17 protein-coding genes are annotated in these 21,483 nt (G+C 66.5%); all 17 read right to left on the minus strand.

What is annotated here, in order from left to right:
• Positions 1–12: 12 nt before the first annotated feature.
• The 17 genes from UB43_RS24335 to UB43_RS24415 all read right to left on the minus strand — a co-directional run bounded on the left by UB43_RS24335 (position 13) and on the right by UB43_RS24415 (position 21,410).
• Positions 13–2,184 carry an ATP-binding protein gene (locus tag UB43_RS24335; RefSeq protein ID WP_045216356.1) on the minus strand — a complete coding sequence of 724 codons (2,172 nt, stop codon included), beginning with the start codon at positions 2,182–2,184 and terminating at the stop codon, positions 13–15.
• Entirely contained in the window at positions 2,181–2,786 is a 606-nt protein-coding gene (locus UB43_RS24340; RefSeq protein WP_045216919.1) for a biliverdin-producing heme oxygenase, read from the minus strand. Before UB43_RS24340 ends, UB43_RS24335 begins: the two co-directional genes overlap by 4 nt.
• 222 nt (positions 2,787–3,008) lie before the next feature.
• Positions 3,009–5,735: an autotransporter outer membrane beta-barrel domain-containing protein gene (locus UB43_RS24345; RefSeq protein ID WP_045216359.1), complete on the minus strand. Its 2,727-nt coding sequence runs from the start codon at positions 5,733–5,735 to the stop codon at positions 3,009–3,011.
• Positions 5,736–6,080: 345 nt separating this feature from the next.
• Positions 6,081–6,407 carry a hypothetical protein gene (locus UB43_RS24350; RefSeq protein WP_045216361.1) on the minus strand — a complete coding sequence of 109 codons (327 nt, stop codon included), beginning with the start codon at positions 6,405–6,407 and terminating at the stop codon, positions 6,081–6,083.
• Positions 6,408–6,519: 112 nt separating this feature from the next.
• Complete coding sequence (ureC, locus tag UB43_RS24355; protein ID WP_045216364.1) at positions 6,520–8,220, minus strand: urease subunit alpha; 1,701 nt, start codon at positions 8,218–8,220, stop codon at positions 6,520–6,522.
• 177 nt (positions 8,221–8,397) lie between these two features.
• Complete coding sequence (locus tag UB43_RS24360) at positions 8,398–8,703, minus strand: urease subunit beta (RefSeq protein WP_045216366.1); 306 nt, start codon at positions 8,701–8,703, stop codon at positions 8,398–8,400.
• On the minus strand, positions 8,700–9,206 hold the full coding sequence (locus tag UB43_RS24365) for a GNAT family N-acetyltransferase (RefSeq protein ID WP_045216368.1): 507 nt from the start codon (positions 9,204–9,206) through the stop codon (positions 8,700–8,702). Before UB43_RS24365 ends, UB43_RS24360 begins: the two co-directional genes overlap by 4 nt.
• 84 nt (positions 9,207–9,290) lie before the next feature.
• Positions 9,291–9,593 (minus strand): urease subunit gamma, encoded by a 303-nt coding sequence (locus UB43_RS24370; RefSeq protein ID WP_045216369.1) that lies wholly within the window; start codon positions 9,591–9,593, stop codon positions 9,291–9,293.
• Between the two features lies 1 nt (position 9,594).
• Entirely contained in the window at positions 9,595–10,428 is an 834-nt protein-coding gene (locus UB43_RS24375; protein ID WP_045216371.1) for an urease accessory protein UreD, read from the minus strand.
• 306 nt (positions 10,429–10,734) lie between these two features.
• Positions 10,735–11,187 (minus strand): GNAT family N-acetyltransferase, encoded by a 453-nt coding sequence (locus UB43_RS24380; protein WP_045216373.1) that lies wholly within the window; start codon positions 11,185–11,187, stop codon positions 10,735–10,737.
• 233 nt (positions 11,188–11,420) lie between these two features.
• Positions 11,421–12,119, minus strand: coding sequence for an urea ABC transporter ATP-binding subunit UrtE (urtE, locus tag UB43_RS24385; RefSeq protein ID WP_045216375.1), 699 nt, complete (start codon positions 12,117–12,119; stop codon positions 11,421–11,423).
• A 108-nt stretch (positions 12,120–12,227) separates the two neighbouring features.
• Entirely contained in the window at positions 12,228–13,082 is an 855-nt protein-coding gene (gene urtD / locus UB43_RS24390) for an urea ABC transporter ATP-binding protein UrtD (protein ID WP_156160482.1), read from the minus strand.
• On the minus strand, positions 13,079–14,158 hold the full coding sequence (gene urtC / locus UB43_RS24395) for an urea ABC transporter permease subunit UrtC (protein WP_045216379.1): 1,080 nt from the start codon (positions 14,156–14,158) through the stop codon (positions 13,079–13,081). Before urtC ends, urtD begins: the two co-directional genes overlap by 4 nt.
• Before the next feature lie 148 nt (positions 14,159–14,306).
• Positions 14,307–15,893 carry an urea ABC transporter permease subunit UrtB gene (gene urtB / locus UB43_RS24400; protein ID WP_045216381.1) on the minus strand — a complete coding sequence of 529 codons (1,587 nt, stop codon included), beginning with the start codon at positions 15,891–15,893 and terminating at the stop codon, positions 14,307–14,309.
• Positions 15,894–16,076: 183 nt separating this feature from the next.
• On the minus strand, positions 16,077–17,345 hold the full coding sequence (gene urtA, locus UB43_RS24405) for an urea ABC transporter substrate-binding protein (protein WP_045216384.1): 1,269 nt from the start codon (positions 17,343–17,345) through the stop codon (positions 16,077–16,079).
• A gap of 238 nt (positions 17,346–17,583) precedes the next feature.
• Positions 17,584–18,177: a MarC family protein gene (locus UB43_RS24410; RefSeq protein ID WP_045216386.1), complete on the minus strand. Its 594-nt coding sequence runs from the start codon at positions 18,175–18,177 to the stop codon at positions 17,584–17,586.
• A gap of 422 nt (positions 18,178–18,599) precedes the next feature.
• Positions 18,600–21,410 carry a hybrid sensor histidine kinase/response regulator gene (locus tag UB43_RS24415; RefSeq protein WP_045216389.1) on the minus strand — a complete coding sequence of 937 codons (2,811 nt, stop codon included), beginning with the start codon at positions 21,408–21,410 and terminating at the stop codon, positions 18,600–18,602.
• Between the last annotated feature and the right edge of the window lie 73 nt (positions 21,411–21,483).

Below are 21,483 nucleotides of genomic sequence, written 5' to 3' on the forward strand. Positions count from 1 at the left end.
CATGGCGCGCTCCTACAAGGGCACGTTCGGCCTGAGCGGCACCAGCACGCTGAAGGTGATGATGCCGTCGGCCTGTTCCACTTCGATGCGGCCGCCGTGGGCGCTGACGATGGCCTGGGAGATGTACAGGCCGATGCCCAGTCCGCTCTTGTTGCGGCCATGGCCGCCAGCGTCCTGCTTGAACGGCTCGAAGAGGTTGGCCAGGCGCGCCTCGTCCAGCGCCTCGGCTTCGTTGAGAATGCTCAGCCGCGCCTGCTCGCCCTGGTGGCGCAGCTCCACCAGCACCGGGCGGCCGGGGCGGCCGTGGTGGCGGGCATTGCTCAGCAGGTTGGCGACCACCTGCAGGTAGCGGTCCGGGTCGACCTGCGCCTGCACGCCCTCCTCGATGGCGGTCTCGATGGACAAGCCCGGATAGGCCACGTCGGTTTCCTGGACGATATCGCGCACCAGCCGCGAAAGGTCGGCGGCCACCGGTTTCACGGTCATGCCCGCGCCGCTCTGCAGGCGGCTCATTTCCAGGATCTGGCTGATCAGCCGCTCCATGCGGCTGCTGGAGTAGGTGATGTGCTGGCGCAGTTCGGCGTTGCGCACGTCGCTGGAGGACAGCATCGCGGCAGCCATGGAGATCGACTGAAGCGGGTTGCGCAGGTCGTGGCCGAGTACGGCGATCAGGCGCTGGCGCATGCGGTCGATCTCGCCGGCGCGGTTCAGGCACAGCTCCACCAGTTCGGTGCGCAGCTTCTCGGCGATGCTCAGGTCGATGCCGGTCCAGGGCATGGAGCGCCCGCGCACCACTTCCTCCCAGGCTTCGAATGAGCCGCGCGGAGTCAGGCGCGCTCCGGAGGGGCCGGTCTTGACGATCTTCTCCGGCTTGCCGCCCCAGCGGATGCGGTGCACCTGCTCCAGGCGCAGCCAGACGATCCAGCCCGACTCCTGGCGATGGAAACGGATCGCCATGACGCCGCAGTAGCGTGGGTCGTACGTGCCGTCGGGCAGTTCCAGGCGATGGTCGCTGTGGAACAGGTCCAGCTCGTCGTCCTGTTGCAACTGGGCGACCATGGCCACTGCCAGATCCTCGAAGTCGCCGCCGATGCTGCTGGCGCGCCCGCCAAGCATCACCACTGCGCCGTCGCACGGCAGCAGGTCGGCAATGCTGGCGCCGGGGCGCGACAGGGCGCTGAGCAGGTCATCGGAGTCGCGGGTGCGGCGCAGTAGCGCCTGCTGGCGCTCGGAGGCCTGGCGCAGCAGTTCGCTGACGCGGCTCTGTTCCAGGCGTTCGACCATGGCGCTGCACACCTGGGAGAACACCTGGAAGGACATGCGGATCGGGTAGGGCACCACCTTCGGGCTCATGTGGTGGCAGGAGAACAGTCCCCAGAGGCGCCCGCCGACCACGATGGAAATGCTCATCGAGGCGCGCACGCCCATGTTCGCGAGGTATTCGCAGTGGATCGGCGAGACGCTGCGCAGGGTGCTGAAACTCAGGTCGAACGGCTTGCCGCTGCGCGGGTTCAGCGTGGGTCGCACGGCCACCGGCTGGTAGGCCGCATCGCCGATCAGCCGCACCGGGTTCTGCAGGTACAGGCGCCGCGCCTGGGCAGGAATGTCCGAGGCCGGGTAGCGTTGGCCGAGGTAGCTTTCCAGGTCCTCGCGGCGGGATTCGGCGACCACCTCGCCGGAGTCGTCCTCGTTGAAGCGGTAGGCCATGACGCGGTCGTAGCCGGTCATCCGCCGCACTTCCTCGGTGACACTGACCAGCAGGCTCTCGACGTCGTTGCGCAACTGCAGCTGGCTGACCAGGCGCTGGGCGTTGAGGGCGAAGGTGGTGAAGGACGCGGTGCCGGCGGCGCGTCGCTCGAATTCCAGGTAGCGCACGCCGTCGTGGCTGTGGCCGATCACGTCGAAGAAGCGCCGGTTGATCCGCGCCTCCACGCTGTTGACCCAGGGGCCTTCCTCGCCCAGCCCTTCGGCGAGCATCGCCAGCACGCCCGGGCCGACGTCGGCTTCTGCCAGCGGTTCGCCCAGCGTCGGGGCGATGCCCAGCAGGGTGCCGAGGTTGTCGCTGAAGCCGAGCACGTTGCCCTGCCCGTCGAGGGCGATCAGCGCGCCGTGGGGCTGGATCGCGCCCGGCACATGGATGGGTTCGTCCTCGCAGTTGGCGAGGGTGACGGCCTGCTCGCTCATGCCGGGACCGTCCGGGCGGGTGTGGCGTCGATCACCCAGTCGCGGAACGAGGTGAAGGCGCACACGGCGGCAGCCTGAGCGCGGGAGATATCTTCGGCAGTGGTGACGTGCTCGGCCAGCAGGCGCTGGAAGCTGCCCCAGCGCTCGCCCGTTTGCTCGCCGTAGCCATGCAGCCAGCGCAGTGGCAGGGGATCGAGGGAGGTCTTGAGGCGCTTGTAGAGCACACGTCCGCCGAGGGTCGCGCCTTCGGCGACGTAGGCGATGCCGAAGGCTTCGGCCAGGCAGACCGGCTTGGGTACGCAGGGGCAGTCGACCACGGGGTCTTCGGCGTGGGCGCCGGCCAGCAGGTCGTCTTCCAGCCACTGGCTCTTGCCCTGGCGCAGGGCTGCATCTTCTGCGTCCGGCCAGAGCGGCCAGAGTGCCTGCTCCAGCGGGCGCATCCAGCCCAGCACGCGGGCAGCGTGGTCGAGGTAGTCGGCCTGGGTCAGTGCGGAAGTGAGCGGGGAGCGGCTGTCGAGGTCGGCATGCAGCTCTTGGGTAGCGGCGCGCAACGCAGCCAGCGCGGGCGAGATGCCCGGGCGTTCGTTCGGTCGCGAAGTCATCGCCGTCATCGCGGGTCCACCTTTTTCATCGAGCTGAAGAGCATAGCAGTTCGAGCTTGGTGGTCGGGCAGATGAGAAGAAGTTGATCGAATTGCCAGGTTCAGCGCCGGGCCAGAATTGTAGGAGCGCGCCGTGCGCGCGATCGCGGGCCTGGCCCGCTCCTGCAGGGGGATGCCGAAGGCCGCCGCACGTTGCGTGCGGCGGCCCGGGTTTACGGCAGGATCAGAAGTTGATCTTGAAGCCTACGGTCACCGCCTGGTCGCGGTAGCCGTTGTCGCCGAACTGGTGGCCTACCTCACCCCAGACATTGACCCGGCTGTTCACCTTGCTGGTGGCGCCGAGCTTCACTTCGAAGATGTCGCTGGCTCCGTCCATCTCGAACCTGGTGCTGCCCATCTTCGCGCCGAAGTCCTTGGAGTTGTGGATCCAGTTGGTCTCCACATAGGGCTCCACGCCGTAGGTGTTGGCGAAGCCGCCAGCCTCGTTGCTGCGCACGGCGGCGCGGGCACCCAGGCGGGTCATGATGTTGCCGTCACCCTTGCCGGTGACCTTGGTGCCATTGGCCTCGCGGTGGCTGTCGGCCTTCACGCCCATGTAGACGATCTGTGCCTGGGGCTGCACGTAGTAGGTGGCGCTGTCGGTCTTGGCGACTTCGAAGGTCTTGCCGGCCTCGATGGAGGCGGTGATGCCCTTGAGGTCGTAGCTCTCCTTGGCCAGTTGGTCGCCTTTCACGTCGGCGTCGAATTCGTTGTAGAGAATCCAGCTGTCGACGTAGGCGCCGTTCTCGTCTTCCTTGTTCTCGTACCAGGTGCCGTAGACGCCCAGGCTGTAGCCGTCGATCTCGCCGCGCGAGCGGTAGCCGGTGATGCGCGACTGGGTGGTGGAGTTGCCGTTGGCGTAGCCGGCCATCACGCCCAGTACCCAGTCACCGTTGTCGGTCTGCTTGCGGTACAGGTCGCTGCCCAGTTGCAGCACGTAGCGGTTGGACTCGGTCTTGAGCTGGCCGGTGCTGTCTTCCCAGCGGGTCGAGCCATCGACGTTGCGCATCCACAGCATGGAGGTGACTTGCTTGCCGGTATCCGGGTCGACGTAGGTCAGGTTGCCGGTCCGGTCATGCAGGCGATGCAGGAACATCGTGTTGGCCGCTGCGATGTTGGCGGTGTAGCTGCCACCTTCGGGCTGGCGTACGCGGTCGCTGTCGCTTGGCTTCGGCGCTGGGTCCACGGGGCCTGGTTGTTCCGGTGCGGGATCGACCGGATCGGGGTCTTCCGGGGTCGGGTCGACCTGGCCCGGCGGATCGACTGGCGGCGGATCAACCGGTGGCGGGTCAACTGGCGGCGGATCGACTGGCGGTGGATCGACTGGCGGTGGATCAACCGGCGGCGGATCCTCCGGATCGGGATCAGTCGGTTTGTACGAGGTCAGGTACCAGTCGCTATCCAGGCCGGTGGAACCGACGAAGCTGCCGCCGCGACGCAGCACGTATTCGTAGCCGCCCTCGGTGACACGGTCTGACTTGAATTCGCCGGCCGAGGTGCCGCCGACGGTGATCATCTGGATGCCTTCCAGGGTTTCGGCGCCGGGGCCGTCGGTGTTGTTGACGGTGACGCGGGTCTCGCCCGAGGTGCTGCCGGTGACGGCCAGCTTGTCGGTTTCCGAGGTGTCGCCGCCCAGGTAGGTGTTCATCACCAGGTGACCGCCGCCGCTGAAGTCGCCATCCACGGTCAGCGTCTTGTAGGTGTAGGCACCGTGCTCGTCGTGGCGATCGTAGATCAGTTGCGCGCCGTCGGTGAGCGAGAGGTTGGTGAGGTTGGAGTTGCCGGTCATGAACCACTGGCTGGCGGCTCCGTCCATGGCGAGGTCGATCACGCCATCGGTGACGGTGCTGGTGGTGCCGTTGAGGTAGGAGCCGGCAGCCATCTTCAGGTCGAGCTTGCCCTGGGTCTCCGCGAACAGGGCTACACCCTTGCGATTCACGGTGTTCGCATCGGCGTTGCTGTCGAGGACATAGACCCTGGCGCTGTCGGACACGACGCTGGAATCGGCGCCCTTGGCGTAGATCGCATAGTTGCCGTCCTTGACCGTGACCTGGGTGTCACCCTGCAGGTAGACCTGACTGCCCCGCGTCCCATCGCCATAGGCACCGGCCTCGGCATAGATGCCGTAGCCGTTGCCCTTGGTGGATTCGGTGGCGTTGATGGTGCTGATGGTGGTGCTGCCCAGGGTGATCACACCGCCCTTGTTGGCGAAGACCGCGTGAGCGTCCTTGCCGGTGGAGGTGATGACGCTGTTGTCGCCGATGGTCACCGACGCGCCGCCCAGGGCCTTGGTGTTGGTGTTGCCCGCATAGACGGCATAGCCGTCGCCGTATTCATAGACCGTCGAGCCCAGGGTGAACTCGGTGTTGGCGCCATTCCCGGCGCTGGTAATGGTGGCCCCTTCACCGATGACGATGCTGTTGGTATAGCCCGCGCCGGGCGAGGAGTTCGCCCTCACGCCCATGCCCTGGGTGGTGATCACTGCATTGTCGCCCACGGTCACGCTCGAGCCGTTGGTGTTGCGCGTGACGTTGATACCTTCGGCGGAGGACCCGGTCGTAACGATGTTGAGCTGGCCGAAGGTCATGTGGTTGGTGCCGTTGTTCACCTGGATGGCGTCGGCCTTGCTGCCGCCGGTGGTGATGGACGTGGTCGCATCGATCAGGTTGAACCGGGTTCCGGAGTTGTTGCCGTAGATGCCGAAACCTTGCATGGGCGCCAGCTTGCCCTCCGTGGTCCCGGTGTTGATTACCAGGCTGGTGGTGCCGCTGGGAGGAGGGTCCCAGGTGGTGGAGTCGCAGGTCGTTTCCGTTCCTGTCGTCGTGCAGCCGGCCAGTGCGGCCTGGCTCTGTCCGAAAAGAGCGATGGCCAGGGCCACATGCGTGGCCAGAAGGGTCTTGGTAAAGCGCATTGCAAACCTCCTTGCGCCCGTCGCCATGTCGCGATGCGGGGCGGGTTTCCAGCGCCTGTGTAAGCCTGTCCTGGCGGGAGATCGGAGCGTTCCGGATCGGTATCCTGCTGTCACTGGAAGTTGCTTGGGGGCGGCATGGCCACGAGCTGTCGCGCCACGCCGGATCCTCGGCCGGTGAGGGCTTTTCTGGATCAGTGGGCACATTGTTCAGCTGGCGTTCAGTCAGCCGAATAAGACGAATCTCAATCGGCACGCGGTGGGGAGGGGGACAGAGAAAAGTTTGATTTATGGCAAGGGCAGGAGCCGGACCGGGCATTGCACACCGGTCCGCAAGCAGGCAGAGCCTTACTTGTTCAGCTTGATCACGTCACCGGAAACGGTAGTGGTGTAGCCATTCAGGACCCAGGCCCAGAACCATTTTTCCTGCACCTGGGTGTTGATCAGCGCATCGCCACCCTTGGCCTGGATCGCGGCATTCTGCGCGCGGATGAAGCGGGTGTTCTGCTGGATCGGGATCACGTTGAACAGCATGATGCCGGTGGCCTTGCCTTCACTGTGGCCGATCACGGTGTACTGATCGGGGGTGTAGCTCCGGGTTTTCATCGGGGTGCCGGTGCAGCCGGCGATGGCGACGGTGGCGAGCAGGGCGGCGGCAATACGGGTGAACTTCACGTGACTCTCCTGAGATATGCCCCGGACTTCTTTTCCGGGGGCACGCAGGGTAGCTATCACGAGGCCATCATGGAAGCCGCCAAGCTGACGCAGTTCTCGGAACAGCCGCTCTTCAGAAGAGAAAGTAGCGCTGCGCCATCGGCAGCACGTCGGCCGGTTCGCACCAGAGCAACTGACCGTCCGCACGCACCTGATAGTTCTGCGCGTCCACCTCGATGTGCGGCAGGTAGGCGTTGTGGATCAGGTCGGTCTTCTGCACGCTGCGGCAACCCTGCACCACGCCGATGGCCTTGCGCAGGCCCAGTTCGTGGTGCACGCCGAGGTCGAACGCGGCCTGGCTGATGAAGGTCAGGCAGGTAGCGTGGCGGCTGCCGGCGTAGCTGGCGAACATCGGTCGGTAGTGCACCGGCTGCGGCGTCGGGATCGAGGCGTTGGCGTCGCCCATCAGGCTCGCGGCGATGGCGCCGCCCTTGAGGATCAGGCTCGGCTTCACCCCGAAGAAGGCCGGGCGCCAGAGCACCAGGTCGGCCAGCTTGCCCACTTCGATGCTGCCCACTTCATGGGCCACGCCATGGGTGATCGCCGGGTTGATGGTGTACTTGGCGATGTAGCGCCTGGCGCGGAAGTTGTCGTTGCGTGCGCCATCGCCGTCCAGCGCGCCGCGCTGCTTCTTCATCTTGTCGGCGGTCTGCCAGGTGCGCGTGATCACTTCGCCGACGCGGCCCATGGCCTGGCTGTCGGAGCTGATCATGCTGAAGGCGCCGAGGTCATGGAGGATGTCCTCGGCGGCAATGGTCTCGCGGCGAATGCGCGACTCGGCGAAGGCCACGTCCTCGGCGATGCTCGGATCCAGGTGGTGGCAGACCATGAGCATGTCCAGGTGTTCGTCGATGGTGTTGCGGGTGAAGGGCCGGGTCGGGTTGGTCGAGCTGGGCAGCACGTTGGCGAAGCCGCAGGCCTTGATGATGTCCGGCGCGTGGCCGCCTCCGGCGCCTTCGGTGTGGTAGGTGTGGATGGTGCGGCCCTTGAACGCGGCGAGGGTGGTTTCGACGAAGCCGGATTCGTTGAGGGTGTCGGTGTGGATCGCCACCTGCACGTCGAGGCGGTCGGCCACGGACAGGCAGTTGTCGATCGCCGCCGGGGTGGTGCCCCAGTCCTCGTGCAGCTTCAGGCCGATGGCGCCGGCGCGCACCTGTTCTTCCAGCGGCAGCGGCAGGCTGGCGTTGCCCTTGCCGGTGAAGCCGATGTTCATCGGGAAGGCGTCGGCGGCCTGGAGCATGCGCGCCATGTGCCACGGGCCGGAGGTGCAGGTGGTGGCATTGGTGCCGGTGGCCGGCCCGGTGCCGCCACCGATCATGGTGGTCACTCCGCTCATCAGCGCCTCTTCGATCTGCTGCGGGCAGATGAAGTGGATGTGCGTGTCGATGCCGCCGGCGGTGAGGATCATGCCCTCGCCGGCGATCACTTCGGTGCTGGCGCCCAGGGCGATGGTGACGCCGGGCTGGATGTCCGGGTTGCCGGCCTTGCCGATGGCGGCGATGCGCCCGTGCTTGAGCCCCACGTCGGCCTTGACGATGCCCCAGTGGTCGAGGATCAGCGCGTTGGTGATTACCGTGTCGACGACCTGCGCGGCGCACAGCTGGCTCTGGCCCATGCCATCGCGGATGACCTTGCCGCCGCCGAACTTCACTTCCTCGCCGTAGACGGTGAAGTCCTTTTCCACCTCGACCCACAGGTCGGTATCGGCCAGGCGCACGCGGTCGCCGACGGTGGGGCCGAACATGTCGGCGTAGGCTTGTCTGCTGATCTTCATCGGGGCTCCTTGGTCGGTCCTTGCGCTGGTTTGCCCTCTCCCCAACCCTCTCCCTGAAGGGAGAGGGGGCTGATCGGTGCACTGTGCTGACTCATTGCTGGGGCTGCTTTCTCCCTCTCCCTTCAGAGCGGGGCGCGCAGCCAGGGCGGGGGAGAGGGGCTCTATGTGGCACTCAGCTCAGAGCGCCCCCATCACCCGCCCGGCAAATCCGTAAACCTTCCGCTCGCCCGCCAGCTCCACCAACTCCACCTCGCGGCTCTGCCCCGGCTCGAAGCGCACCGCGGTGCCGGCCGGGATATTCAGGCGCATGCCGCGAGCCGCGTCGCGGTCGAACAGTAGCGCGTCGTTGGTCTCGAAGAAGTGGTAGTGCGAGCCGACCTGGATCGGCCGGTCGCCGCTGTTGGCCACCGTCAGGCCCAGCGTGCGGCGGCCGGCGTTGAGTTCGATCTCGCCGGGCTGGATGTCGTATTCGCCAGGGATCATGGGGAGCTCCGTGGGTCGAGGATCAGTTGCATGAAGGTCAGGTCCAGCCAGCGGCCGAACTTCTGGCCCACCTGTGGCATCTGCCCGCTGGTGACGAAGCCCAGGCGTTCGTGCAGGCGGATCGACGCTGTGTTGCCGCTTTCGATGGCCGCGACCATCACGTGCAGGCCCTGGGCGCGGGCACGCTCGATCAGCGCCTGCATCAGGATCGGACCGAGGCCCTTGCCGCGCTGGTCGGCGCGCACGTAGACCGAATGCTCGACCGTCTCGCGGAAGCCGTCGAAGGCGCGCCACGGGCCGTAGCTGGCGTAGCCCACCACTTCGCCGCCGTCCTCGGCCACCAGCACCGGGAAGCCTTGCTGCGCACGTAGCGCAAGCCACTCGCGGCGGTTCTCCAGGTCGATGGCGATCTCGTTCCAGATCGCGGTGGTGTTGAGCACGGCGTCGTTGTAGATGTCGCGCAGACTGCCGAGGTCGGCTTGGCTGGCGTCGCGGATGAGCATGTTGGTTCCTCAGGTTCGTGGGGCGAATGAAGCGCAACGCTTCCTCCGCCATTGTCGCCGCCCCCTGGGTCACGGGGCGGGCGATCAGGCAATGGGTTGGTGCACGGTGACCAGTTTGGTCCCGTCGGGGAAGGTCGCTTCCACCTGGATCTCCGGGATCATCTCCGGCACGCCTTCCATCACCTGTTCACGGGTCAGCAGCGTGGTGCCGTAGTGCATCAGGTCGGCGACCGTCTGGCCATCCCGCGCGCCTTCGAGCAGCGCGGCGGAGATCAGCGCGATGGCTTCCGGGTAGTTGAGTTTCACCCCGCGGGCGAGGCGGCGCTCGGCGACCAGGCCGGCGGTGAAGATCAGCAGCTTGTCCTTCTCGCGAGGGGTCAAATCCATCTCAGGTGCTCCAGATTCGGGGAGGAACGGCCTCGCGGCCGAGCAGCGCGGGCCGCAGCCGGCGCCAGAGTTCGGTGAGCCAGGCGCGGGCGTGCAGCGCCTCATGGGCAAGGCAGCGGGCGACCACCAGGCCGGGCAGTTGGGTGAGGTTGCCGCGGCCCTGGCAGGGGACGGCGCGGCAGGCTTCGATGAGCGCCGCGTCGATCTGCCCGCTGGCGATCAGCGTGGCCATCACCGGATGGCCGGCGAGGCCGATGGGCGAGTCGAGCAGGCGGTCGCTACCGGTCACGCGCTGGCGCTCGTGCCACAGGCGCTGGCCGTCACGGCGGATGTCCAGCGCGGCGGCGAAGTGGCCGTCGTCGAAGCGCTCGCCACTGGCCGGGCGGCCGAGGGCGACGATGTCCCAGTAGAACAGCCGGGCGTCGTTTTCGAGATCGATGCAGGTAGTCAGCTCCGCCTGGGCGCCGGAATAGACGATGGTTTCCTGCGGCAGCCATTCCAGCGTGGCGCCTGCCGCCACGCGGATGCCGAGGTGCTGCTTCGCCGGGCAGCCGGCGCGGTACCACTTGGCGGCACCGGGGCTGGTGAGTTGCACCCAGCTGTCCTGATTGGCGTGGATATCGAGGGTCAGCGTGTCGCCGCCGGCGATGCCGCCGGGCGGGTGCACGACGATGTGCTGGCAGACTTGCGGCCCTTCCGCGTACAGGTGCTTCTGCACCCGCAACGGGCCGCGATGCCTTCGCGTGACCGGGCGCGTGCAGTCGCCGACGCAGGCATAGGCCAGCTCGAGCTCCGCGTGCCAGGCAGGGTGGAAGAGAGTGGCCGGTGCGTTCATGGGCAGCTTCGAAACGAAGGATGCACACGACAGAGCAATCAGCGTGCCGGAATGCGCCAGGATAGTGCGCGGCCACTGCCTGGCTTTGTGCAGCTCAGGCATGGCACGGGATTGGCGCTGACGGAGGCGATTGTCCGTTCGGTCAGGTATCGGCGCGGTTGCGGTGCGTTATCGACCATTGCGCACCATGTCGGTGCGTCGACTGTAGGAGCGAGCTTGCTCGCGAACGGATGATCAGGCTAACGCTGGAACCATCGGTCAAACCGATGGTTCGCGAGCAAGCTCGCTCCTACAGAGAGCCGCGGCTCAGCCCAGCTGCTTGCGCATGTACACCCGGCGGAAACCGTTCTCGACCTTGCGCGCGTATTCCTGGTAGCCGTTCTTCGCGTACAGCTCGATGTTCTCGGTCATCCGCTCGTTGGTATAGAGGTACAACGACGCGTAACCCAATTGCGCGGCGGTTTCCTCGGCATGGATCAGCAAGGTGCGGCCGATGCCCTGGCCGGCGCACTCGGGCAGCACGGCAATGTTGTCGAGGAGGAAGCCTTCGTCGGTCTCGCGCATCACCAGCAGGCCGACGGGGACGCCGCCCTGCTCGGCAATCAGTACGCGGTCCTCGGCGATGATCGCGTGGTAGTCATCCAGCATCGGCCCCGGCTTGCGGCCGAGCTTGGGAATCCACTGTGCATAGGCGGCGGCCACGCAGACTGCGGCGAATCCGGCGTCGTCATTGACGGCGGGACGCAGGACGAGGGGCATGTCGAACTCCGGAAAAAACGAATACGGGGCCTGGCAGCTTGCCACCGGCCGCCGTCATGCGCCAGTGACAGGTCGTCTCGGCGTCGGGCGTGGTTCGCGAGGCCGAATTCGTTCCCTACGGATAACGGCATTCCCCACATCCCTGTGGGTCACAAGCTCGCTCCTACAAAGAGCATGCAGGCCCGACCTGTAGGAGCGAGCTTGCTCGCGAACCGGCGCAGAATGCCGTCGCCTCAGATGGTCACCAGCCCTCGCACGCCCTCGGCTTCCATGTCCACGCCGCGCCCCTGCTGGACGATTTCCCCGCGCGACATCACCAGGTACTGGTCGGCCAGTTCGGCGGCGAAGTCATAGAACTGCTCCACCAGCAGGATGGCCATGTCGCCGCGCTGGGCGAGCTTGCGGATCACCGCGCCGATCTCCTTGATCACCGAGGGCTGGATGCCTTCGGTGGGCTCGTCGAGGATCAGCAGGCGCGGCTTGCTGGCCAGTGCGCGGCCGATGGCGAGCTGTTGCTGCTGGCCGCCGGAGAGGTCGCCGCCGCGGCGCTGCTTCATCTCCCGCAGCACCGGGAACAGCTCGTAGATGAACTCGGGCACGGCCTTGGCTTCGCCAGCACTGAATCGCGACAGCCCCATCAGCAGGTTTTCCTCCACGGTGAGACGCGGAAAGATCTCCCGCCCCTGCGGCACGTAGGCGATGCCGGCGTGTACGCGCTGGTGCGGCTTGAAGCCGGTGATCGGCTTGCCCTCCCAGCTGACCTTGCCTTCCTTGGCCGGCACCAGGCCCATCAGGCAGCGCAGCAGGGTGGTCTTGCCCACGCCGTTGCGGCCGAGCAGGCAGGTGACCTCACCGATTTTCGCGTCGAACGACAGGCCACGGAGGATGTGGCTGCCGCCGTAGTATTGGTGGAGCTTGTCGACTTGCAGCATGGGAGTTTCCTTTGCATTCGGCTGCGGCGGATAACGCTGCGCGTTATGCGCCCTAGGGTTGGCTCTGGTGCAGGGCGGATGAAGCGGAACGCTTCATCCGCCGTCTGGCTAACGCCCCAGATAGACCTCGATCACCTGCTCGTTCGCCTGCACTTCTTCCAGCGAACCCTCGGCCAGCACATGCCCCTGGTGCAGCACGCTGACGTGGTCGGCGATGCTGCCGACGAAGCCCATGTCGTGCTCCACCACCATCAGCGAATGCTGGCCGGCGAGGGACTTGAACAGCTCGGCGGTGAACTCGGTCTCGGCGTCGGTCATGCCCGCTACCGGTTCGTCCAGCAGCAGGAGTTGCGGCTCCTGCACCAGCAGCATGCCGATCTCCAGGAACTGCTTCTGCCCGTGGGAGAGCAGCCCGGCGGGGCGGTTGCGCGACTCGCGCAGGCGGATGGTGGTGAGGACTTCCTCGATGCGATCCTTTTGCTCGCCGGACAGCTTCGCCTTCAGGCTGGCCCACACCGATTTGTCGGTCTTTTGCGCGAGCTCCAGGTTCTCGAACACCGAAAGCGCCTCGAACACCGTGGGTTTCTGGAACTTGCGGCCGATGCCGGCCTGGGCGATTTCCACCTCGCTCATGCGGGTCAGGTCGAGGGTTTCGCCGAAGTACGCCTTGCCGTTGTCCGGGCGGGTCTTGCCGGTGATCACGTCCATCAGCGTGGTCTTGCCCGCGCCGTTGGGGCCGATGATGCAGCGCAGCTCGCCGACGCCGATGTAGAGCGTAAGGTTACGCAGTGCCTTGAAGCCGTCGAAGCTGACGTTGATGTCTTCCAGGGTCAGGATGGTGCCGTGGCGCACGTCCAGCTGGCCGTTGGCGCTCGACCCGAGGCCGATGGCATCGCGGCTGGCGCCCGGATCGCGGTTGGGGTCGTAGGCCGGTTCCAGCATCAGGTGGGGGACCGCTCTCATTGCTCTTTCTCCCGCTTGATCAGGCCGAGGATGCCGCGCGGCAGGTACAGGGTGACGACGATGAACAGCGCGCCGAGGAAGAACAGCCAGTACTCGGGGAAGGCCACGGTGAACCAGCTCTTCGCGCCGTTCACCACGCCGGCGCCGAGCAGCGGGCCGATCAGCGTGCCGCGCCCGCCCAGGGCGACCCAGACGGCGGCTTCGATGGAGTTGGTCGGCGACATCTCGCTGGGGTTGATGATGCCCACCAGCGGTACGAACAACGCGCCGGCCAGGCCGCAGAGCACGGCGCTCAGGGTCCAGACGAACAGCTTGTAGCCGCGCGGGTCGTAGCCGCAGAACATCAGGCGATTCTCCGCGTCGCGCAGGGCGGTGAGTACCCGACCGAACTTGCTGCGCGCCAGGGCGAAGCCGATGGCCAGGCTCGCCGCCAGCAGCACGACGATGGCGATGAACAGCGCCACCCGCGTGCCCGGCGCGGTGATCGGAAAGCCGAGGATGCTGCGGAAGTTGGTGAAGCCGTTGTTGCCGCCGAAGCCCGTCTCGTTGCGGAAGAACAGCAGCATGCCGGCGAAGGTCAGCGCCTGGGTCATGATCGAGAAGTACACGCCCTTGATCCGCGAGCGGAAGGCGAAGAAGCCGAACACCAGCGCCAGCAGGCCGGGCGCCAGCACCACCAGGCACAGCGCCCAGAGGAAGTGCTGGGTGCCGGCCCAGTACCAGGGCAGCTCCGTCCAGGAGAGGAAGGTCATGAAGGCGGGCAACTGGTCGCCCGCCGCCTCGCGCATCAGGTACATGCCCATGGCGTAGCCCCCCAGTGCGAAGAACAACCCGTGCCCGAGGGACAGCAGGCCGGCGTAGCCCCAGACCAGGTCCAGCGCCAGCGCGACGATGGCGTAGCAGAGGATCTTGCCGGTGAGCGTCAGCCCGTAGGCGGACAGGTGCAGCGCGTTGCTTTCCGGCAGCAGGTGCAGCAGCGGCAGGATCAGCAGCGCGACGAGTGCGGCGCCGACCAGGCCGGCGGTGAGTTTCGGGCCGGCCTTCTGCGCGGCCGTCACGGTGAGTGGCTGGTTCACGAGTAAATCTCCCCGGCTTCTTGTAGGAACGAGGGGGACGCCATCGTTATTGCTCGCGAACGGATTTTCCGGCGGCCTTGAAGCTGGGCGGGTTCGCGAGCGAGCTCGCTCCTACGACAAGCGGACGTATCGAAGAGGAGTGTTTTCATCAATCGATGACCCTCCCTTTCAGAGCGAAGAGCCCCTGCGGACGTTTCTGGATGAACAGGATGATCAGCGCGAGGATCAGGATCTTGCCCAGCACCGCGCCGATCTGCGGCTCGAGGATCTTGTTGGCCACGCCCAGGCCGAAGGCGGCGAACACGCTGCCGGCGAGTTGGCCGACACCGCCGAGCACCACCACCAGGAAGGAGTCGATGATGTAGCTCTGGCCCAGGTCCGGGCCGACGTTGCCGACCTGCGACAGCGCCACGCCACCGAGGCCGGCGATGCCCGAGCCGAGGCCGAAGGCGAGCATGTCCACGCGGCCGGTGGGCACGCCGCAGCAGGCGGCCATGTTGCGATTCTGGGTGACGGCGCGCACGTTCAGACCCAGCCGCGTGCGGTTGAGCAGCAGCCAGGTGAGCGCCAGCACGAACAGCGCGAAGCCGATGATGACGATGCGGTTCCACGGCAGCACGAGGTTGGGCAGCACCTGGATGCCACCGGACAACCAGGCCGGGTTGGCCACCTCGACGTTCTGCGCGCCGAACAGCACGCGCACCAGCTGGATCAGCACCAGGCTGATGCCCCAGGTGGCGAGCAGGGTCTCCAGCGGGCGGCCGTAAAGGTGGCGGATCACCGTGCGCTCCAGTGCCATGCCGATGCACGCGGTGACCAGGAAGGCCACCGGCAAGGCCAGCAGCGGATACAGCTCCAGCAGCCCGGGCGCGTAACGCTGGCAGAGCAGCTGCACGACGTAGGTGGAGTAGGCGCCGAGCATCAGCATCTCGCCGTGGGCCATGTTGATCACCCCGAGCAGCCCGTAGGTGATCGCCAGGCCCAGGGCGGCGAGCAGCAGGATCGAACCCAGCGACAGGCCGCTGAAGGCCTGGCCGAACAGATCGCCCATCAGCAGCCGGCGCTTGACCTGGCCGAGGCTGGTGGCGGCGGCGGTGCGTACCGAGTCGTCGGGTTCGACGGCGGGATCGAGCAGGTTTTCCAGGCGCGTGCGCGCCTGCGGATCGCCGGATTCGCCCAGCAGGCGCACGGCGGAGAGACGTACCGCCGGAGCCGGATCGGCCAGCTGCAGGTTGGCCAGGGCCAGTTGCAGCGCGGCCTTGACGCTGTCGTCGGATTCTTCGTTGAGGCGGTATTCGAGCAGCGTGCGCTGCGCCGGGCGGGCGCTTTTCTGCAGTTGCCGCGCGGCTTCCAGGCGTACCTCGGCGCTGTCGGCGACCAGTTGGTGGCTGGCCATGGCGGTGTTCACCAGGCCGCGCAGGCGGTTGTTCAGGCGCAGCTTGTCAGGCTCGCCGACCGGTGCGGCACCGCCCTCGGCGGGGTGGTATTGCCCGGCGTCACCGAGGAGGAAGGCACGGCCCTGCGCATCGACGGCGAGGCGGCCGGACTGGATGGCTTCCAGCAATGGCAGGCGGTCGGCATCGGGCGCGGCGGCCCATTGTTCGAGCAGTCTGGCGCGGCTGTCGTTGTCGGCGCTGGCGAAGTCCTGCGCGGGGCCGGCGAAGGCCAGCTGTGGAAGCAGCGTGGCCATTGCAATGGCGATGTGACGGAAAAGGTGAAGCAAGGCAGTGGGCATTGGCGTATTCCCTGGGCAGCCGTGTGGGCGTTTTGCCCTCTCCCTGCCCCTCTCCTTGAAGGGAGAGGGGACGTTCCGCCGGCCTCGGGAGTGGCCGGTCGCGCCGTGCTATCGGCTACGCGCCGAACGGCTCCCTCTCCCTTCAGGGAGAGGGTTGGGGAGAGGGACTTTGCGGACTGGCACTCAGTTACTACGCACCGCGTAATCCGGCTTCTTGTCGTTGCCCGGAATGAACGGGCTCCACGGCTGGGCGCGGATCGGCTCAGGGGTCTTCCAGACCACGTTGAACTGACCGTTGTCCTCGATCTCGCCGATCATCACCGGCTTGTGCAGGTGGTGGTTGGTCTTGTCCATGGTCAGGGTGAAGCCTGACGGCGCCTTGAAGGTCTGCCCGCCCATGGCCTCGCGGACCTTGTCGACGTCGGTGCTGCCGGCCTTCTGCACGGCCTGCGCCCACATGTGGATGCCGACGTAGGTGGCCTCCATCGGGTCGTTGGTCACGGCGGTGCTGTAGTTGGGCAGGTTCCTGGCCTTGGCGTAGGCCTTCCAGTCAGCGACGAACTTGGTGTTTTCCGGGTTCTTCACCGACTCGAAGTAGTTCCACGCGGCGAGGTTGCCCACCAGCGGCTTGGTGTCGATGCCGCGCAGTTCTTCCTCGCCCACGGAGAACGCCACCACCGGCACGTCGGTGGCTTCCAGGCCCTGGTTGGCCAGTTCCTTGTAGAACGGTACGTTGGAGTCGCCGTTGACGGTGGAGATCACCGCGGTCTTGCCGCCGGCGGAGAACTTCTTGATGTCGGCGACGATGGTCTGGTAGTCGCTGTGGCCGAACGGCGTGTAGACCTCCTGGATGTCCTTGTCGGCCACGCCCTTGCTGTGCAGGAAGGCGCGCAGGATCTTGTTGGTGGTGCGCGGGTAGACGTAGTCGGTGCCGAGCAGGAAGAAGCGCTTGGCGGCGCCGCCGTCCTCGCTCATCAGGTATTCCACCGCCGGGATCGCCTGCTGGTTCGGCGCGGCGCCGGTGTAGAAGACGTTGGGCGACATTTCCTCACCCTCGTACTGCACCGGGTAGAACAGCAGGCCGTTGAGTTCCTCGAACACCGGCAGCACGGACTTGCGCGACACGCTGGTCCAGCAGCCGAACACCACCGCGACCTTGTCCTGGGTCAGCAGCTGGCGCGCCTTCTCGGCGAACAGCGGCCAGTTGGAGGCCGGGTCGACCACCACGGCTTCGAGCTTCTTGCCGTTTACCCCGCCCTTGGCGTTGATCTCGTCGATGGTCATCAGTGCCATGTCCTTGAGCGAGGTCTCGGAGATCGCCATGGTGCCGGACAGCGAATGCAGGATGCCGACCTTGATGGTCTCGGCAGCCTGGGTGCTGAACGGGAACAGACCGGTGAGCAGCAGGGCACTCACGGCCAGCGTACTTTTCAACAGCGGACGACGTTTCATCGCGGCAGCCTCCTTGGCTATCCAGGGGCGGGGAGTTGCCGTCGGCGGCAGCTTCCCCGGAAATGGGGCGATCCCTGGGCGGGATCGAAGCTGCCATCGCAGCATCCGTGCCAAACAGGCAAAAGCCTCGGCGCAGATGGGGTGCACGCGATTTTCTGTCGTATCGGTGAGGTTTTTCAGTGCGCAGCTTTGGTGCGCCAAACGCCAAATGGTGCGCGGCGCTCCCCAAAGGGGCGCGTCATTGCGGGATGAAGTAGCCGCGCACGCCGGTCATGATGATCTGCGCGGCGAGGGCGCAGACGAACAGCCCCATCAGGCGACTGACGATCATCAGGCCCTGCTCGCCGAGGACCTTCTCGATCTTGTCGGAAAGGTAGAGCGTCACACCGACGGTCAGGCAGGCCAGGAAGATCGCCGCCAGGGCCAGCAGCTTGTGCTCCCAGTCCTGGTTCACGCCCATCACCAGCAGCGCACCGATGGTGCCGGGGCCGACGGTGATCGGAATGGTCAGCGGGACGATGGTGACATCCTGCTGCACGTTGTCCGCCTGCACTGCCGAGCGTCCTTGCGCCATGCCCAGCGCGGAGATGAACAGCACGGAGCCGGCGCCGATGCGGAAGGCGTCGGCGGTGATGCCGAACAGGGTGAAGATGTAGCGGCCGAACAGGTACAGCAGCACGCTGGCGATCAGCGCCGCCAGGGCCACGCGCCAGGCCATGCGCTTGCGGTCGCGCGGGGCGAAGCCGCGGTTCAGGCTGATGAAGCAGGAGAGCACGAAGAAGGGGCTATAGAGCACCAGCATCTTCAGGTACACGCTGAACATCGCTTGCATGGGAACGACTCGTCCGGATTGAGAGGGCGCGGCTGGGCAAAGCATAGCGGGTGGGACGGTGGGTGGCATTGCGGCGGGGCAATTGCCCGTCCGGCCCATCAGGTTACGTGGGAGCGGACTCTGTCCGCGATCGATTCCGCATCGCACCGGGGACCAATCGCGGACGCTCAGATTTGATCCGTGCCTGCAGGAACGAGGGGGACGCCATCGTCATTGCTCGCGAACGGACTTGCCGGCGGCATCAGAGTTGAGCGGGTTCGCGAGCAAGCTCGCTCCTACAAGGCTATCTGGCAACCCGGCACGGTGTTTGATTCATGGGTAGGAGCGGACTCTGTCCGCGATCGATTCCGCATCGCACCGGGGGCCAATCGCGGACGGAGTCCGCTCCTACGCCAAGGGATAAACCGTGCGAAATACCGGAGTCAGGAGGGCAGCGCGTCGCTCTGCTGCTGGCGCAGGCGGCGATCACGTTCGCCGACCCAGTAGGCCACCAGTTCGCGCAGTTGCGACAGCTCCACCGGCTTGGCCATGTGGCCGTCCATGCCCACCAGCCGCGCGCGCTCCTTGTGCTCGCTGAGGATGTGCGCGGTGAGCGCCACCACCGGTGTGTGCGGGCGGTGTTCGCTGGCTTCCCAGGCGCGCAGGCGCTCGGTGGCGGAGAAGCCGTCGAGTACCGGCATCTCGCAGTCCATCAGCACCAGGTCGTACTGCGTGGCCTTCATCGCGGCCAGGGCTTCCTCGCCATTGCTGGCGGTATCCGGTTGCAGGTTGAGCTTGCTCAGCATGCCGCGGATGACCTTGGTGGAGATGCTGTTGTCCTCGGCGACGAGGATGCGGAAGTCGCTTGGCGGCACGTTGGACACCGGCTCGCTGGTCGGCGAGAGGTAGTTGCTCACGCCGCTCGGGCCGCGCTGCGACAGCTCCTCGGCGAGGGTCGCCTTGAGCGTATAGCCGGCCACCGGCTTGGCCAGGATGCGCTTGATCCCCGCGTTGCGCGCGATGATCTTGCTCGGCGCGTTGCTGATGCCGGTGAGCATGATCAGCAGGATGTCATGGTTGAGATTGGGGTCTTCCTGGATCTTGGTGGCCAGTTGCATACCGGTCATGCCGGGCATGTCCTGGTCCAGCAGGACCACGTCGAAGTACTCGCGCAGGTGCGCCTTGGTACGCAACTGGGCCAGCGCTTCCTTGCCCGAGGACACCGCGCTGACGTTCATGCCCCAGGCGCTGCACTGCTGCACCACCACCTTGCGGCAGGTCTGGTTGTCGTCCACCACCAGCAGGCGTGCGCCCTGCAGCGGGCTGTCGAGATCGGCGCCGGCCTGGTCGATCTGCTGCGGGTCCAGCGGCAGGCTGAGCCACAGCAGGTTGCCCGCGCCTTCGGCGCTGGTGCCGCTCTCGATGCCGCTCTCTATTCCAAAATCGCCCGACATCAGGCGGATCAGCTGGCGGGCGATGATCAGGCCGAGACGGCTGCTCATGCGGGTGGCGGAGAGGAAGTCGCGGCTGTGCAATTCGGCGGTGAGCAGCGCCTGGCGGTCGGCGCTGTCCAGGGGCCTGCCGCTGTCCTGCACGGCGATGCGCAGGCGCGGGCGCTCGGCCGGGCCGTCGAGGGCGACGACGAGAAGGATCTCGCCCTCGTCGGTCTGCTTGAAGGCGTTGTCCAGCAGGCTCAGTACCGCCTGGCGCAGGCGCGTCGGGTCGCCGCTGACGATGCGCGGCACCTGCGGCTGGGTGAAGCTGATCAGCTCGACCTTCTGCTGTTCGGCCTTGGCGCGGAAGATCGCCAGGCAGTCCTCGATCAGCGCGCCGAGGTCGAACTGCACCTCGTCCAGCTCGATCTGACCGGACTCCAGCTTGGAGATGTCGAGGATCTCGTTGATCAGCGAGAGCAACTCGTTGCCCGCACTGTGGATGGTCTGTACGTAGTCGCGCTGCTTGGCCGAGAGCGGGGTACCGAGCAGCAGCTCGGTCATGCCCAGCACGCCGTTCATGGGGGTGCGGATCTCGTGGCTGATCTTGGCCAGGAAGTCGCCCTTGGCCTTGAGTTCGGCGACGTTGGCGGCGCGCACGCGGCTGGCGGCGAAATGGTCGTTCTGGATTTTCCGCTGGCGTTCGGCCAGGGCCAGGCTGAGCAGGAAGCCGACCACCGCCGAAAGCCCCAGCAGGCCGCTGCCAAGCCATTCGGCACGGGTCGCCACGTAGCCCAGCAGCGACGGCAGGCACAGGCACCAGATCACGACGAAGAGCCCCATGCCGATAGCGAACAGGCGCGCCGGCCGGTAGGCGTGGATCCAGTAGTAGACCGCGACGCCGAGCATGCCCAGGGTCACCAGGGTGATCAGCCCGTAGACCAGGCTGCTGACGGACAGGGAGAACAGCAGGTTGAGCGTGACGCCCAGCACCACGAGCGCGGCGGTGCCGCCCAGCAGCAGGCGCCTGAGCGGCAGGCGCGGGCTGAGGCCTGAGAAGAAGCTGGCGGTATAGCCCAGCGCGCAGAACAGCGTCACCACCAGGCAGGCCAGGGCGGCCATCGGTTGCAGCGACTGGCTGTTGCCGTACCAGGGGCTGAGCAGGCCGAACAGGTTGAGGCAGGCCAGCAGCAGGCTGGCGTGTACGCCGGCCAGCCACAGTCCGCTGGCCACGCGGGTATAGGCGAAGCGCACGAGGTTGTAGAGCAGCAGCATGGCCAGGCAGCCGATCAGCACGCCGAAGTGCAGCGGGCGCTGGTCGTTGCTCGGCTGGCCGGCGGACTCGATGCTGATGTTCGGCCGCAGCGGCATCGTCGAGGCGAGGCGCAGGTAGAGGTCCAGCGGCTCGGCGGCGGTGCGCAGCGGGATCACCAGGTCGCTGTTGAGCAACGGGCGCTGTACCGGGGAGAGGTTGCCGGCGCTCTTCTGCTCGAGGACCTTCTGCCCGTCGAGGATGAACATCTCGAAGCTGTCCAGGCTCGGCGCGAACAGGCGCAGCTGCTGGGGCTCGTCGTTGGCGGGAAGGCGGAAGTGCAGCCAGGTCGCGCCGGGGCCGGCGGGGGCGTGCAGGTCGTTGATGTCGAGGGGGCTGAAGAGGGTGCGGTAGCGCGGGGAGATCACGTCCTGCAGCTGCAGGCGGGCGTCACTGTCGTGGAGCTGGGACCAGCCGGGATCCTGGCTTGCCGCGTAGGTCGGAAGACAGACCAGAGCGGCCAGCAGCAAGCTGACGAGGAGTCCTGTGGCAGTCCAGAGCCGACGCACGGCGAAGTCCCTTCGGTAGTGAGTGGGCGGATTATAGCCAAGTGTGCTGAAGGCCGTAATCCACCCGTGCACG

Source organism: Pseudomonas sp. 21 (assembly GCF_000955805.1).
GTDB lineage: Bacteria > Pseudomonadota > Gammaproteobacteria > Pseudomonadales > Pseudomonadaceae > Pseudomonas.

Bases quoted from the DNA above. Each gene is read 5' to 3' on its own strand.
- UB43_RS24345 (WP_045216359.1), bottom strand. From the start codon at position 5,735: ATGCGCTTTACCAAGACCCTTCTGGCCACGCATGTGGCCCTGGCCATC.
- UB43_RS24340 (WP_045216919.1), bottom strand. From the start codon at position 2,786: ATGACTTCGCGACCGAACGAACGCCCGGGCATCTCGCCCGCGCTGGCT.
- UB43_RS24335 (WP_045216356.1), bottom strand. From the start codon at position 2,184: ATGAGCGAGCAGGCCGTCACCCTCGCCAACTGCGAGGACGAACCCATC.
- urtB (WP_045216381.1), bottom strand. From the start codon at position 15,893: ATGCCCACTGCCTTGCTTCACCTTTTCCGTCACATCGCCATTGCAATG.
- ureC (WP_045216364.1), bottom strand. From the start codon at position 8,220: ATGAAGATCAGCAGACAAGCCTACGCCGACATGTTCGGCCCCACCGTC.
- UB43_RS24365 (WP_045216368.1), bottom strand. From the start codon at position 9,206: ATGCTCATCCGCGACGCCAGCCAAGCCGACCTCGGCAGTCTGCGCGAC.
- UB43_RS24380 (WP_045216373.1), bottom strand. From the start codon at position 11,187: ATGCCCCTCGTCCTGCGTCCCGCCGTCAATGACGACGCCGGATTCGCC.
- UB43_RS24370 (WP_045216369.1), bottom strand. From the start codon at position 9,593: ATGGATTTGACCCCTCGCGAGAAGGACAAGCTGCTGATCTTCACCGCC.
- urtE (WP_045216375.1), bottom strand. From the start codon at position 12,119: ATGCTGCAAGTCGACAAGCTCCACCAATACTACGGCGGCAGCCACATC.
- urtA (WP_045216384.1), bottom strand. From the start codon at position 17,345: ATGAAACGTCGTCCGCTGTTGAAAAGTACGCTGGCCGTGAGTGCCCTG.
- UB43_RS24375 (WP_045216371.1), bottom strand. From the start codon at position 10,428: ATGAACGCACCGGCCACTCTCTTCCACCCTGCCTGGCACGCGGAGCTC.
- urtD (WP_156160482.1), bottom strand. From the start codon at position 13,082: ATGAGAGCGGTCCCCCACCTGATGCTGGAACCGGCCTACGACCCCAAC.
- UB43_RS24410 (WP_045216386.1), bottom strand. From the start codon at position 18,177: ATGCAAGCGATGTTCAGCGTGTACCTGAAGATGCTGGTGCTCTATAGC.
- UB43_RS24360 (WP_045216366.1), bottom strand. From the start codon at position 8,703: ATGATCCCTGGCGAATACGACATCCAGCCCGGCGAGATCGAACTCAAC.